General features: G+C 46.8%; 11 protein-coding genes and 1 pseudogene. 3 read left to right on the plus strand and 9 right to left on the minus strand.

The window, feature by feature from the left end; all coding sequences use genetic code 11:
- Positions 1-381 precede the first annotated feature (381 nt).
- The 3 genes and pseudogenes from AZI87_RS01505 to AZI87_RS01510 all read left to right on the plus strand — a co-directional run bounded on the left by AZI87_RS01505 (position 382) and on the right by AZI87_RS01510 (position 1,484).
- Positions 382-918: a dihydrofolate reductase family protein gene (locus AZI87_RS01505; protein ID WP_063204679.1), complete on the plus strand. Its 537-nt coding sequence runs from the start codon at positions 382-384 to the stop codon at positions 916-918.
- A pseudogene (locus tag AZI87_RS18385) lies at positions 915-1,097 on the plus strand (TetR/AcrR family transcriptional regulator); the annotation flags it as partial. The gene AZI87_RS01505 and the pseudogene AZI87_RS18385, both read left to right, overlap by 4 nt.
- Complete coding sequence (locus AZI87_RS01510; protein ID WP_253696325.1) at positions 1,098-1,484, plus strand: hypothetical protein; 387 nt, start codon at positions 1,098-1,100, stop codon at positions 1,482-1,484. It begins immediately after the preceding pseudogene.
- 85 nt (positions 1,485-1,569) lie between these two features.
- On the opposite strand, the gene AZI87_RS01515 is transcribed toward AZI87_RS01510, so the two are convergent.
- The 9 genes from AZI87_RS01515 to AZI87_RS01555 all read right to left on the minus strand — a co-directional run bounded on the left by AZI87_RS01515 (position 1,570) and on the right by AZI87_RS01555 (position 15,014).
- Complete coding sequence (locus AZI87_RS01515) at positions 1,570-1,932, minus strand: hypothetical protein (RefSeq protein ID WP_063204681.1); 363 nt, start codon at positions 1,930-1,932, stop codon at positions 1,570-1,572.
- An 87-nt stretch (positions 1,933-2,019) separates the two neighbouring features.
- Positions 2,020-2,466, minus strand: coding sequence for a redox-sensitive transcriptional activator SoxR (soxR, locus tag AZI87_RS01520; RefSeq protein ID WP_063204682.1), 447 nt, complete (start codon positions 2,464-2,466; stop codon positions 2,020-2,022).
- Positions 2,467-2,550: 84 nt separating this feature from the next.
- Positions 2,551-4,110: an FMN-binding glutamate synthase family protein gene (locus AZI87_RS01525; RefSeq protein ID WP_063204683.1), complete on the minus strand. Its 1,560-nt coding sequence runs from the start codon at positions 4,108-4,110 to the stop codon at positions 2,551-2,553.
- 591 nt (positions 4,111-4,701) lie between these two features.
- Positions 4,702-7,323, minus strand: a complete 2,622-nt coding sequence (locus AZI87_RS01530) for a cation-translocating P-type ATPase (RefSeq protein WP_063204684.1) — start codon at positions 7,321-7,323, stop codon at positions 4,702-4,704.
- Positions 7,320-10,439: an efflux RND transporter permease subunit gene (locus AZI87_RS01535; protein WP_063204685.1), complete on the minus strand. Its 3,120-nt coding sequence runs from the start codon at positions 10,437-10,439 to the stop codon at positions 7,320-7,322. The genes AZI87_RS01530 and AZI87_RS01535 overlap by 4 nt, the downstream gene beginning before the upstream one ends.
- 6 nt (positions 10,440-10,445) lie before the next feature.
- A complete protein-coding gene (locus AZI87_RS01540) occupies positions 10,446-11,408 on the minus strand; it encodes an efflux RND transporter periplasmic adaptor subunit (protein ID WP_172795497.1) in 963 nt (320 codons plus the stop codon).
- A 182-nt stretch (positions 11,409-11,590) separates the two neighbouring features.
- Positions 11,591-12,976: a TolC family protein gene (locus tag AZI87_RS01545; RefSeq protein ID WP_253696668.1), complete on the minus strand. Its 1,386-nt coding sequence runs from the start codon at positions 12,974-12,976 to the stop codon at positions 11,591-11,593.
- Between the two features lie 5 nt (positions 12,977-12,981).
- On the minus strand, positions 12,982-13,653 hold the full coding sequence (locus tag AZI87_RS01550) for an AAA family ATPase (RefSeq protein WP_081112095.1): 672 nt from the start codon (positions 13,651-13,653) through the stop codon (positions 12,982-12,984).
- Positions 13,650-15,014 (minus strand): MBL fold metallo-hydrolase, encoded by a 1,365-nt coding sequence (locus AZI87_RS01555; RefSeq protein WP_063204688.1) that lies wholly within the window; start codon positions 15,012-15,014, stop codon positions 13,650-13,652. The genes AZI87_RS01550 and AZI87_RS01555 overlap by 4 nt, the downstream gene beginning before the upstream one ends.
- Positions 15,015-15,028: the final 14 nt, after the last annotated feature.

The following is a 15,028-nucleotide window of genomic DNA, read 5'->3' on the forward strand; positions in this document are numbered from 1 at the left end:
TTTGAAGATAGATGAAAAATCCGACCCCGGGTTCAGGGTAGCAGGACGAGAAAAGAGAGAGCGACCCATGTCGGATGCGACCTTAGGAGCCTCGATATGGGGCAGACGGCCACGATGGCCGGCTGAGCGAACGGCCCCGGCTGGAAGGTTGGGCAGGAGCCCAACCTGGGAAGACCGAGTCCCCGGTTTTTTATTTTTCAAGCAATCAAAAGTGAATTCAATAACCCAGAAAGATCAAGCGTCGTCCGTAGGGGGCATCCACCTATTATATTTCTCTCATCAGAAATCACTGGGTCTCATAGCGTCTGCGGACCCACTCACTTATGGCATGCTTGACATTAAATAAATTAATTATACACTGTATATTTTAAAGGAGTCTCTATGATTACTGGACATGTCTTCATCGCTACGAGTCTTGACGGTTTCATCGCCCGGATGAACGGCGATATCGAATGGCTCCTCACTCGGGACGATCCGAACGAGGATCACGGTTACAACGACTTCATTAAGGACGTTGACGGAATTGTCATGGGCCGCGGAACCTACGAAAAAGCTCTCACATTCGAAAGTTGGTACTACAATCTTCCCGTGGTCGTTCTCTCGAAAACGCTTACCGAAGAGGACGTGCCCGAACATCTCAAAGATAAGGTTCAAATTTCAGCACTTTCTCCGCGAGAGGTACTGTTGCATTTAGAGAAAAAAGGATGGAGGAGGGCTTACGTGGATGGCGGTCAAACCATTCAGTCCTTCCTTCGAGAGAAATTGATTTCTGATCTCGTGATCACTTCTGTTCCGGTTCTCATAGGCGGAGGACGTCCGCTGTTCGGCTCGCTGATTGAAGACATCTCTCTCACGCACATCAAAACGCAGGTTTTTCCATCGGGCCTTATTCAATCCAAATACGAAGTGAACCGATGACTTCAAAGCGAGGACGCCCCCAATGCGACGCCGGAATAAGTGTGGATTTGATCCTCACAACGTCTCTAGAAATGCTTGAGCAAACCGGCCCCCATGGGTTTTCGATGCGGGCTCTTGCCTCAAGCCTTAAGATTACCCCGATGGCGATTTATCACTATTTCCCCAGTCGGGCTGCACTTATGAAGGCATTATCTGACGCAGTTTATAGCCAAGTCGTAAAGAATTTTGAATCTGCTCAAGGCGGCGAACGAGTTAAAATCAAGCACCTCCTAACGAGCTACTACCAGATGGGACTTCGGTACCCCAATCTGACCCTTACCGTCTTTTCAACTCCAGAAGCATTTTCGACTGAGGCAAAACGCATCACAGATCTTTTGTCCGAACTTTTGGAAGCGACAGCTCTTTCCCCGAAGAGAAGACAGATGTGGTTAGATATTCTAATAGACTTCACCCACGGTAGCGCCATCGCGACGGCGATGGTGCGCCGATCTAACGTTACCTCGGCGAAGAAACAAAGCCTGCGCTACTTCCAACAGCTCGACGAACTCCTTGATCAAATGTTCTAATTCGGCAACCATCCTCGGCTCTTGAATTTTAGAAACATGGAGTTTCCGGCTAAAAGCCAGAGATCTAAGATCCATTTTTTCAGAACTAAAAAGAAGGCTTAAGAACCGCGAGTCCAATAGCCACCGACGAAAGAATCAAAATCACGCCATAATGAATCGCAACGAACTTGGGCTTCTTCTTAATAGTGAACGCCACTACCCAAAGAAGAATCCAACATGCTGTCTTTGCTTGTGCCCAGTTTGGAAAATTCTCGTGCATGCCCAGCACGCCCACTAACTTAAATGCCGTCACGAAAACTAAAATCCAACTGATGCCGTGGGTGATGAAGCCCCATTTGCGAAGAGCGTTTTTGCCACCGATCCAGCATCCGCCAATGATAAATCCCAGGCTGACAACAAGGGCTGCGATACTGATGATATGAAGTGTTTTATACGTTAAATATTCCATGAAGACCTCTCTTATTAATGAAGGTCCACTCTAAAACCTCAGGTTAACTTGAGGTCAAGATGCAAAAAGTTGCGGGGATGCTTTCTTTTAGAGAAGAGCGGCGCCGGGACCTTTTTTCGCTAATCTGTCTTTTGGATTTCTTAACGGGCACTCTTTCAGAGATAAACATCCGCAACCAATGCAGCTATTCAATTGATCTTTCAGCTTCGTCATATGCGTGATTCGCTCTTCAAGATCTTTTTTCCATTTTGTTGATATCTTTTGCCAGTCAGCTTGTGAGGGCGAACGATCCTGAGGCAACAGTTTCAAGGTTTCTGCGATTTCCAGTAAAGAAAACCCAACACTTTGCGCCGCTTTAATTATAGCAACTACACGCAACATGCCTCGAGGAAAGCGTCTTTGATTGCCTTCCGTGCGCCATGATTTGATCAGGCCTTTTTCTTCATAAAAATGAATAGCAGATACAGGAACGCCGGATCTTTTCGATAACTCTCCAACACTCAGTGTTTGTCCTAATTCATTTGCGCCAAACATGCCAACCTCAACTTTACTTGAGGTCTAGCATGATCCATTGATCAGGTCAAAAAACACTTCGCGCAGATCCTCCCACAAAAAGGCTTAAACAGTCTCCGGCTTAAGACTCTTCACTAGGACTTCTTCACTATGACCCGAGTTCAGGGGCGCCGGCTCAGGGTAAAGATCCTGATAAGTTTTAATATGATTTTCATCAATACGCTTGTATAAGTCCGCGCGGCTGAGATCTTGATGTCTTGAGAATCCCATCGCACCGATAATATGCGCCACTGTTCCCAGGGTTTCGCCGTGGAAATTCTTAACACGTTCGCGCTTCGTGGGAACGTGCAGACCTTTTACCAAATTTGGATCTTGGGTTGCTACACCGGTCGGGCACTTGTTGTTGTTGCAGCGAAGTGCTTGAATACAACCCAAGGCCAACAACATCGAGCGAGCTGCATAAGTGGCATCAGCACCAATACAAAGAAGCTTCACGATATCAAACGCAGTGGTGATTTTTCCTGTCGCCAATACTTTTACTTTATCGCGCACGCCGAATTTTTTCAGGGTGTCTACGACAATCACTAAAGCGTCGATGCCGGGCATCCCCATATAGTTTGAGAATTCCAAAGGTGCGGCACCGGTTCCACCTTCCGCCCCATCAACCGCGATGAAGTCGGGATAAGAGTTCTTTTGCGCCATCAAAGACACCAGCTCTTCAAATTCTCTGCGATGACCTAAGCACAGTTTAATACCGACAGGTTTCCCGCCGGAAAGCTCGCGCAAGGTTTCAATGAAGGTCAACATCTCTGCGGCATCGTGGAAAGCACTATGTCCCGGAGGAGAAATCACGTCTTTCCCCAAAGGAACGTTACGAATATTGGCGATCTCTTGCGTGACTTTCTTTCCCGACAAAATTCCGCCATGACCTGGCTTAGCACCTTGAGACAGCTTGATCTCAATCATTTTCACATGAGGGTGTCGCGAATTCTTTTTGAAAAGTTCGGGATCAAAAACGCCGTCATGAGTGCGGCAACCGAAATAACCTGTTCCGATTTGCCAAATGAGATCTCCACCCATTTCCAAATGATACGGAGAAATACCGCCTTCCCCCGTGTTATGAGCGAAGTCGCCATCTTTAGCGCCGCCATTTAAGGATAGAATCGCGTTCGTCGAAAGAGAGCCAAAGCTCATCGCAGAGATATTTAGTAAGGATAAAGAGTAAGGCTGTTTACATTTTTCTCCGCCCACCATGATGCGCAGATCTTTTTCGCTGACATGCTTGGGATACATGGAATGAGTCACGAACTCATAGCCTTGTTTATAAACGTCGTGCTGAGTTCCAAACGGAACAGTGTCTAAAACTTTTTTGGCGCGCTGATAAACCACCGAACGTTGTTCACGACTGAACGGGCGACCATCTGTATTCGACTCAATAAAGTATTGATTGATCTCGGGGCGAATTGATTCCAAAAGATAGCGGAAATGGCCAAAGACCGGAAAATTCGATTTGATCGCGTGACGAGTTTGACGAATATCGCGAATACCCAACGCGAAGAAAGGAACGAAAAAGAAGAGAGATAACAACCCGATCGTCCAATAGAAATAAAATAAAACGTTCAACACACACACGACCACAAGGGCGATGTAAAACTCTTTTCTCATTATTGAGCCTCTAAATATGCATCCCTAAAACAATTGCGAAATCTTCAAAGCCCAGTATACAAAACTTTACCGATAAAGACAGTCACTTGGACTAAGGCTGTGCGCAGCGCCTTGGATCCGAACTTCATTCAAGAATTCGCCGTTTACGTCGTGCTGCACCACCACGGCACCATATCAGTTCATCAGTTTTCAGTGGTGTTCCAGATCCAGTCTATCGCGGAACGCAAAATTTCCTTTCCGCAGCGCGATAGGCCATTGTTATCACACGGCGACTCTTGTCGGAGATACCCCTGCATCTGCGATCACATTCAAACTACCAGTCATTCTCTGTACCAAAAAAAGTTAAGTAAGGCCAGGACCTAGAGGGGGTCAGCCAGTATCTTGGACCGATTCAAAACGCCGCCTCAATCGAACTTTCTTTTGAGATTTACCCGCGCACGCCGCGAACGTCTTTTTCGAAAAAATGATGAAAGTTCCTGCCAGTAAACTGCGCTTAAAATTGAACCAATTTTTTCATAATTTTCGCGAAGTTCAATTTTCCCGGGGCCTACAAACGTTAATGCGTTCATTGTTCGTTTCATTTTTTACTTCCTAGGTTGAGATCGATCTATGTTTAATAAATTTTCTTACTTCAAGTGCACTGACTGGAATCATTGTTAAAATCAGAAACAATATACATTCAGTCCACCCGATGTGAGTGACCTTGAAAACATTCTGAAATAGCGGGAAATGGTGAAGCGAGATTTGAAAAATCATCGGAACCATGACGGCCGCAATGTGATACATGTTGGAAAAAAGGCCCAGCTGGAAAACAGTCTGAGTTTCGCTACGACAGGCGAAAGATCTAAAGAGTTCCGCAAATACCAGGAAAGTAAATACATGTGTACGAGCCGTCGTCTCATCTTCATATTTTAAACTGTATCCGTAAACTAAAAGTGACATTACGCCGATCGTGATGCCTATAAAAATCATTTCTTTGTAAAAGTGACTGCTAAAAAAATTCTCTGCCGAAGGCCGCTTTGTCGTTTTCAGGAAATTCTTAGGCACAGGTTCTGCGGCCAAAGCCAGTGACGGTAGACCGTCAGTAACAAGATTAATCCAAAGCAGGTGGATCGGAGCCAGCGGTGCTGGCCAACCCACAATGGCCGCACCCAACATGATCAGAATTTCAGAGAGATTTCCCGAAAGAAGATATTGAATCGAGCGGCGGATATTCCCATAAATAGCCCGGCCTTCTTCCACCGCTGAAACAATTGTCGCAAAATTATCGTCTGTAAGGATCATTGAGGAAGCTTGGCGCGCGACCTCGGTTCCACCACGACCCATTGAAATGCCGATTGACGCCTGCTTCAATGCGGGAGCATCGTTGACTCCGTCGCCGGTCATAGCAACAACATGTCCGAGGGCTTGCCAGGATCTTACAATTCTCAATTTATGCTCTGGTGAAACCCGAGCGTAGACTGCTACTTTTTCAACTTGTTCGCGAAGCTCTGAATCGGATAGTTTTTCCAACTCGGGCCCGGCAAGAACACCATTAAAATTCTTGTCCAGGATGCCAAGTTCACCGGCAATTGCTTTCGCTGTCTCTGGATGGTCGCCTGTGATCATCACAACTTTGATCCCAGCCGCGCGGCAATCAGCTACCGCCCTAATGCTTTCAGTACGAGGCGGATCGGCAATGGATACAAGGCCTAAGAATTCCAAATTTTTTTCAACTTCGGACCAGGCAGGGAATTTTGTTCCTCGCTCAGCTATTGTGTCTGACAGATCTCTTCTCGCAATGGCCAAAAGTCTTCGTCCCTTAGCAGACAAGTCCTCTACGTTTTGAACGATCTTTTGCCGATCTCCTGTCGATAAATTGCAAAGCGAGATGACGGATTCAGGAGCCCCTTTACAATGAACCAAGATACCATCCCCATGCCGGCAAGCGACGCTCATTCTCTTTCGGTCGCTATCAAAACTCCATTCGAAAACTCTAGGGTACTTTCGCGTGAGACTGCCTGAATCCAAGCCCGCGTTTTGGGCTAAAACCAGCAGTGCAACCTCTGTGGGATCACCCGAATGACCGCCATCAGAATTAGGCGCCGCATTCGAGCACAGGACTGAACTCGTTATTAATTCAATCTCAGACTGAAGACTCTCGTCCACGGAGCGCAAGCCAGACTGCAAAGTGTAAACCTCACGAATGCGCATCTTTCCTGTCGTCAGCGTTCCAGTTTTGTCGGTACAAATGACACTGGTTGATCCCAGAGTTTCAACCGCAGGAAGATGCTTCACAATCGCATTCTTTTTCGTCATACGTCGAATGGCTAATGCTAACGCCAAAGTAACTACCGTCGGAAGCCCTTCAGGAATCGCGGCAACTGAGAGACTGATCGCAGTCATTGCGATCTCAAGCCATACTTCGCCGTGCAAGTATCCTAAGATGGCGACAAGAATGACGACGACTCCGCAGGCCCATAACAATTTTTGACTGACTTCCTCAAGCCTCAGCTGCAATGGCGTTGAAGCTTTGTCTGTACTTTCCAGGAGACTGGCAATTTTGCCTTTCTCCGTTTTAAGTCCGGTAGTTGTAACGATAGCCTTCGCAGTTCCTGTGGCCACTGCAGTTCCGGCAAATAACATATTTTTCCGATCAGCCACGACAGTCTCGATCTCTACCGGAGAAGTTCTCTTAGTAACAGGAATAGACTCACCAGTTAAGACCGCTTCATCTGCCGAAACCTGTCTGGCTTCAATGAGGCGAGCATCAGCTGCGACAAAGTCTCCGGACTCTAGAAATAAAATATCACCGGGAACAATCTGAGAAGCCGGGATCTCATGAATTTTACCGTCTCTTATGACTCGCCCCTTTGGTGCCGACATTTTTTTCAGAGCTTCAACCGCGGCTTCGGCTTTGATTTCTTGAAAGAAACCAATCAACGAATTGATGATGACGATTGTTAAAATGGCGACTGCGTCCACTGTTTCGCCCAAAGCAAACGAAATGACCATCGCCACTATGAGGATAATGACAACTGGGCTTTTAAATTGGTGAAGAAGGCGCGAAAGTCTTGAGACCTTCTTTTCGGTTCCCAATATATTGGGGCCAAACTTTTCTAGTCGGCTATTAGCTTCGTCAGGCCCAAGCCCTCGGTCCACGGTGACCTGATGTTCAGTCAAAATCTCATCAGCTTTTCGCGCCCAAGGGGGGATGGAACTATTTGGGCTCATGGCGTCCTTTGTGCGGGATAGACCCTTTTTTCCCTTAAGAGATAGAGGACCGGAATGACGAACAAAGTAAGTAATGTCAGTGAGATGAGGCCACCGAACATCGGCGATGAAAGTCGCTTCATCACGTCTGCGCCAAGTCCGGTAGCAAGCATGACAGGCAAAAGACCAAAGATATTCATGCTGACCGCCATGAGAACCGAACGCATGCTCTTTTGGGCTCCATCAACCGTAGCCGCGATAAAATCATCGTGACCCTTGAGTGTCCCTTCCTTACGTCTTCGATTCCATGCCTCGTCAATGAACACAATCATGATCGAAGCGGTTTCAACTGCCACACCAATTAGCGCGATGGCCCCAGCCCAAACAGCGACACTCGTGTTGTAATTGAGCCCCCACATGAGGAGAATGCCGCCAATGAGAGAAAGTGGAACAGAGAACATGATAAGCAAGCTTTTCGATACAGATCGCATACTGAAATACAGAAACGCGAAAATGAGTAAGAGTGTGAGTGGTAAAATGATTTTCATTCGATTCTGCATTCGCTCTAAATATTCATATTGCCCCGTCCAAGACACAAAATAACCAGGAGGCATTTTGATGTTTTCCAGAACTGCTTTTTTAGCATCGTTTACGTAGCTTCCGGGATCTCTATCTTGTAAGTCGATGTAGACGTACCCGGCTAACGAACCATTTTCGTTAAGAACCATTGGCGGTCCCTTTCGGGTTACGAGCTGGCCCAACTGTCCAAGCGGAATCTGTGTTCCAGTTGGAGTTGCCACAAGAGTCCGACTGAGCTTATCAATGCTATCTCGAAGTTCCCGCGGATAACGCACATTGATGGTATACCTTTCGCGACCTTCAATGGTTTGGGAAATTTCCATTCCACCTATGGCAGTCTCGACCACAATTTGGACATCACCAACGTTGAGACCATATCTTTGTAGATCTTCTCGGTTCGGCTCAAAATCGAGATAGTAGCCGCCAATAATTCGCTCGGCGTAAACGCTTCTGGTTCCAGGAACATTGGCTAAGGTTCGCTCAAGTTGTTGTCCGATGTCCTCAATGACCTTGAGGTCTTTACCAAACACCTTGATTCCGATGGGTGTACGTATACCCGTGGAAAGCATATCAATTCGCCCACGAATTGGCTTCGTCCAGGCGCGGTTGAGGCCCGGTACTTCGACGGCTTTGTCAAGCGCCGCAATCAGTTCATCTTCACTTAAACCTTTTCGCCATTCAGATCTTGGTTTCAACCGAATGGTGTATTCAAACATTGAAAGTGGTGCTGGATCTGTTGCTGTATCAAACTTGCCAGCCTTACCAAACACACTTTCAACTTCTGGTACGGTCTTTATAGCTTGGCTTTGGCGTGTCAGAAGATCTGTTGCTGAGGTCACTGAAATTCCGGGGACTGTAATTGGCATGAAAAGTAGATCACCTTCCCATAGCGAAGGCATAAATTCTGATCCCAAACGCGAAAAGCCAAACAGGCTCAAGGCCACCATAGCTGCGGTGGCAACCAACACGACCTTTGACTTCTTCAAACACCAAATCAAAGCAGGTCTATAGAGCGATTGTAACTTTCGGTTGACGGGATTTTCTTCTTCAGAGCGAATACGACCTTTCAGAAAGTAGGCGATCAAAGGCGGTGTCACAGTGATCGACACAAGGGCCGCGGCAATCATTGCGAAGGTCTTCGTGTAAGCCAGAGGATGAAACAGCTTTCCCTCTTGCGCTTGCAAAGCAAAAATAGGAAGAAATGAAACACTGATAATGAGTAAAGCACTAAAGATCGAAGGGCCGAGCTCTTGACAAGCCTCTGTCACAAGCTCCAAGCGGCTTCTTGATTGGCCATGTTCAGCAATTTTCTTATGAGAATTTTCAATAAACACGACGACACCATCTACAATGTCGCCAATGGCTAGAATGATTCCTCCCATCGACATGATATTAAGACTGATATCGAGGTGATAAAGGGGAATCATTGATATCAAAACGGACAGAGGCAGAGTAATAGCGACGACTAAAGCACTTCGGACGTGAAAGAGAAAGAGCAAAATGATTAAGCAGACGAGAACCATCTCTTCAAAGATGTTGTTCCTGAGCGTCTCAATGGCTTCTTGAATCAGACTCGAACGATCATATACGACTTTTAACTCTACGCCTGGCGGGAAGGCTCCTTTGACTTCCTCAATTTTGGCTTTAACTCGTTCAATGACTCGGGAAACCTCTTCGCCTTGTCTCATGACAATAAGGCCGCCGACCGTGTCACCTTTTCCATTGAAGTCAGAAAGGCCACGACGAATATTTGGCCCGATATTCACACGAGCCACATCCGCAACTCGAATAGGGGTTCCTGTGGAGCTTAGGCCTAACGAGATATTTTCGAGCTCACGAGGATCCTTAATATAGCCAAGACCTCGCACGTAATACTCTCGCTCAGAAATCTCGAGGGTCCTTCCACCAACATCCTTGTTGTTTTCCCGAATGGCACGGATCACACGCTCGATGGGAATTTTGAGCGATGCCAAGCGATTGGGATCGACTTCCACTTGATACTGCCTTTCAAAACCGCCAATGCTGCTGACTTCGGCTACCCCAGGCACAGAAGCCAGCCAATACTTCAAATACCAATCTTGAAAAGTCTTTATCTCAGCGAGATCATGCCGGCTTGATTTGTCTTCGAGCACATACTGAAAAACCCAGCCGACACCCGAAGCATCGGGACCTAAAGAAGTCTTTGCCCCCTGGGGAAGTTGCCCGGAAATTTTTGATAAATACTCAACAACTCGGCTTCTGGCCCAATATAGATCCGTATCGTCTTCAAAAATCACATAGACAAAAGACATTCCGAACATTGAAAAGCCACGAGCCACTTTAACCTTTGGAGCGGATAACATTGAAGCAACCAAGGGATAGGTGATCTGATCTTCCACAAGATCCGGGCTGCGGCCCATCCATTCGGTGTAGATAATTACCTGAGTCTCAGAGAGGTCAGGAATCGCATCGACTTGAATATTCTTAAGGCAGTAAATACCCCAAAGACCTAAAAATGCGGCAATAGCGAAAGTGATTCGAGAATTTCGAGAACACCAGTCAATTATCCTTGCAATCATATGCGATCACTTTCCATGGCCACTGTGTCCTTCTGAAGCTTTCTCTCCTCGCTGCAACGCCGCCTGAAGCTTACTTTCTGCATCTATAAGAAAATGAGCGCTGACGACAACTTCTTCGTTTTCTTTCAGTCCTGAAAGAACAATGAACTCTTGCCCAACGCGCGCACCTACTTTGACTTCTCTGGGTTCAAATCTCGAATTCTGCCTTCGGACAATGACGATTCGACGAACGCCTGTATCAATCACGGCATCATCAGGAATCACAATCGCATCACCCAAATTTTTCTTAAGCTCAACGTTGGCAAACATTCCTGGCTTGAGTTTCTGGTCCGGGTTTGGCATTTCAATTCGAGCTTTTGCGGTTCTTGTCTCCATTTCGACTTCAGGATAAATGTAACTGATCTTTCCTTTTAGAGTTCGATTCGCGTCGTAAGGAAGCTGAATGACTGTTTCATCGCCAACAGAGATGCTTGCCAGGTCATATTCGTATAAAGTGACGATTATCCAAACTTTCGATAGATCTGCGATATAGTAGAGCTCCATTTCTGGAGTGATATACATGCCTTTAATGGCTGTCTTATTGACGATAACTCCATCAACGGATGACTCAAAAGTGAGTGCTCTCTTGGCTTTTCCTGACTGTGTGAGTTTTGAAATTTCAGTTTCTGGTACGTTCCAAAGTCGCAAACGTTGAAGTGCGGCTTTAGCGATTTCTTGACCTGTACTGCCTTGCTTTCGTGCCGATAGATATTCTTCTTGAGTTGAGACCAGATCAGGACTGTAGAGACTGTAAAGCGGTTGCTTCTTCTTAATTTCCTTTCCGACATAATCTGCAAATACATCCTCGATCCATCCATTGATTCGAGTATGAACGTGGGCTTCCTTTGTTTGATCAGCCGTCACGGTGCCGACGGTGCGAATCGTGTGGTCGACTTTGCGTTTACTGGCCTTAGCAACCTTCAATCCCATTTTGCTTTGCTGTTCGACTGGAACTTCTACAGGAACCCGAGGATCCTCTTTCCTGGGTTCGGCTTTCTTTTGATCAGTTGCTTTCGGTGCAGGCGGAGGACTTCCGTGTTGGTGTCCAGCTTGAGCGAATGCCGACCGGGCTAGGAACAATGATATAAACGCTACTATCAAATGATTTTTCATTACATACCTTCCATACCTGAACCGTCATTGCTTCGAGTTCCACCAGATTTGGTTTTGCGAGTAGGTCCGCTTATTCCTGAGCCCATATTGACAGTTCCTGACCCCATTGAACCCATACCAGCATCAGATCCCATGGAATCGCCACCGAATAAGCTCGGCCGGCTTGGCGACAAGCGAAGAAGAGGCGGACTAGATAGCAAATCCTTCAGTCGCAAATTTGCTAAAAAGACATCCATTTGAGCCGCAACAAGCTCAAGTTCTTGCATGCGCTGAACCTTCAACGAATCAAGATACTGATCGAGAGATAGCTTGCGAGATGAATAACTTGTCTTCGCGTTCTGAACCGCTAGTCGCGTCGAGGGAAGGACTGAAGAAAGGTATAGCTTGACCACATCCTTGGAAGTCTTCAATTGCTCTTGAGCTTCCAACCACTCTGCGGAAATTCGGTTTACAAGACTCTGTCGCTCAAAATCGGCAACTCGCTTCTGTGCGGAAGCGGCCTGGCTCAAATCACTTTGCTTTCTCCAAAAGAAGAGCGGAAGACTTGCACCAAGCATGACACCCCAATTTTTCTTTTCATCCATCATTTCAGGATCAGGTTCCATCATCATTCCCTGCAATACGAAATCAGGAAAATAAGAAAGCTTTGCGAGTCGCTCTTCTTCGGAAGCCCGCTTCAAATAAAGATCAATCGAGCGAAGTTCGGGTTGTGCTGAAAGATCCGGCTGCGCAGGAGGGCTTGCGGGCTCCCTATATTCGAAGGCTAAAACAGGGATGGCAGCCTGTGCGGGCTGATTTCTCATTTCATTAAAGACGGCCGTGAGCGATTTTTGCTCCCTTTGAAGCCGCAGCTTCTCGACCTCCAAGATATTGAGCTCGACCTGTGAACGAAGCCATTCGTGGTGTCCAGAAGTTCCCGATTGATAACGGGCCTTGGAGCTATCAGCGACCGTCTTCAAAATCTGATGAAGGTCTCGATTGAGTTCAATAGCCTTCTGATTCAGAAATGTTTTGAAATATATTTGAGTTGCGAGAACTCGAATTTGCCGCGCGGCTGTCTCAACATCGCTCTTTGCTGAATCAGCTTCGTGGGTTGCAATAGCTGATCGGGCGGAGTTCTTTCCAGGAAAAGGAATCGTTTGACTAATTTGATATTTCTTAACGCCGCCCATACTACCATCAAAGGGCTTCTCATCTACGCCTGCGGCGATAAAGGGATCGTCCCAAGTAGAAGCTGGCCGCACCAGGAACTGCGCCTTCTCTGCAGCAGCCTTAGCCGCCTGCAAAGTTGGATTCGCCTCTTGCACTTGTGTAAGATAGTCTTCCAGCGCGCCCGCTTTCGCGCCTGCACTCGCACTCAAAGCCAAACACAATGTTGCAATCATGACTTTCACCTCGTGCCTCCAGCTCTTGCAAATTCCACGAGACCCTTCTTGCAGCACTCGGGAAGCTCTTGGCTAATAAGTTGAATTGCTCTATTAGCTTTTTCCATGAAGTTTGCTGAAGATTCGACTTGGTGATACTTCGGATGCCCAGACCAAATCCGATGAATTTTCTCATCGATACTTTGCGCCTGTAAGGCCGTTTCGATTCTCAAAGGATTTTGGTGGTTGTATCCGTGAGTTTCGCTGGGGGCTCTCAAGTGGATGACCGCTTGGTATCGGCTGTATTCAATATCTTTTGATGTTCTCAAAGTGGACCAAAACGTCTCTTCTTCAGAGGGCCAGTAAGCGACTCCGTCAAGGGTCCCTCGATCGCAGAGACCCAGGGCCCATTTCTTTTCGTTGAGAACCAATTCTTCCATATCACGCTGAATGTGAAAAATAGCCTTCTGGGCTGCAGCTTTTCCTGTGGGCGTTTCTAGACGCCAGAAGCCTCCTCCAAAAATAATGGAAGCGGACTCCGGAAGTATGGCGACATGTTCACAAAGCATTTTCTTTATCATTTCAAGGACTGCCGTTTTACCAGCACCGGGTCCTCCCGTAAGAACGACGAGCTTTGTGTCGTGTTTCAGATGCTGACAGGAACATTCGATGTCACATATAATAGGAGACGCGCTCATGTGCCTTCCAAATCATAAGTTTGCTCGTGCTTCGGCACTTCGCAAGACCATCCGAATCGATTGCTGAGATGACCCTTCAAAGATTCGGCAGCTTCGGGTTCGCCGTGAGTTATAAAAACCTTCTTTGGATGAATATTGGATTTATCCAGCCATTGAATGATCTCAGTGTAATCAGCGTGTGCGGACATGTTTTCAAGTACGTCGACTTGTGCGCGCACAGGAATGAACTCGCGAAAGATCTTAATCTCTTTTGCTCCATCTTGGATCTGTCGGCCCCTTGTTCCGGCGGCCTGAAAACCAGCGAGCAAAATGTGATTCTTAGGATCTGGAGCGAAGGCTTTTAGATGGTGAAGAATTCTTCCGCCGGTAGCCATGCCGCTGGCAGAAATAATAACCATAGGCCCCTTTCTCTCGTTGAGAGCCTTTGATTCCTCAACTGTCTTTACATACCGAACGACTTCACAAGTTTCACGGCATTGTTCATCTGAAAGCTTATGAAGTTGTCGATAGTCGCAAAAGAGTCCGGTGACATTAGAGGCCATTGGGCTATTGAGATACATCGGAATATTGGGAATGCGTCGCGATCTCTTGAGGACAGAAAGGTGATACATGAGAGTCTGGGCCCTTCCGACAGTAAAGGCTGGAATGATAACGACACCATGTCTTTTGGCGGCGTCATTAATAACTCTTTCTAGAGCAGCCTCGGGATTGGATTGACCGTGTTGACGATTGCCATAAGTCGATTCGACGACCAGGTAGTCGACTTCAGGAATCGAAACTGGTGGGCGAAGAATGACGTCTTGCTGTCGTCCAACATCCCCAGAGAATGCGATTTTTCTGTCACCTACAGATACGACGACAATCGCTGATCCCAAAATATGGCCTGAATATAAGAAACGCACTTTAGTGCCTGGGACAACCTCGAATTCTTTATCGAAAGGCTGGGGGTGAAAATATTCCAGGGATTTTTCAGCTTCTAGTTTCGTAAAGAGTGGAAGTGCAGGATTGTGTTTGGATAGCTTCTTGCGGTTAAGAAACTCAGCGTCCTCTTCTTGTAGGTATCCCGCATCAGGAAGAAGAATGCGGCAGAGGTCCAACGTCGCCTCGGTACAATAAACAGGCCCCTGAAATCCCTCTTTAATGAGTCTTGGAATATAACCAGAGTGATCGATATGCGCATGGGTCAGTAAGATCGCATCAATCGACTTCGGATCTACTAAGAAAGGTTCCCAGTTCTTAAGTCGAAGATCTTTAAGACCCTGGAACAAGCCGCAATCGATCAAAATATTTTTGTTTTTAATGGTGAGTAGATATTTCGATCCCGTAACAGTTTGTGCGGCCCCCAGAAATCGAAGTTGCATAAAATGACTCCTCC

Origin of the sequence: Bdellovibrio bacteriovorus (genome assembly GCF_001592745.1) — a bacterium.
Classification (GTDB): domain Bacteria; phylum Bdellovibrionota; class Bdellovibrionia; order Bdellovibrionales; family Bdellovibrionaceae; genus Bdellovibrio; species Bdellovibrio bacteriovorus_B.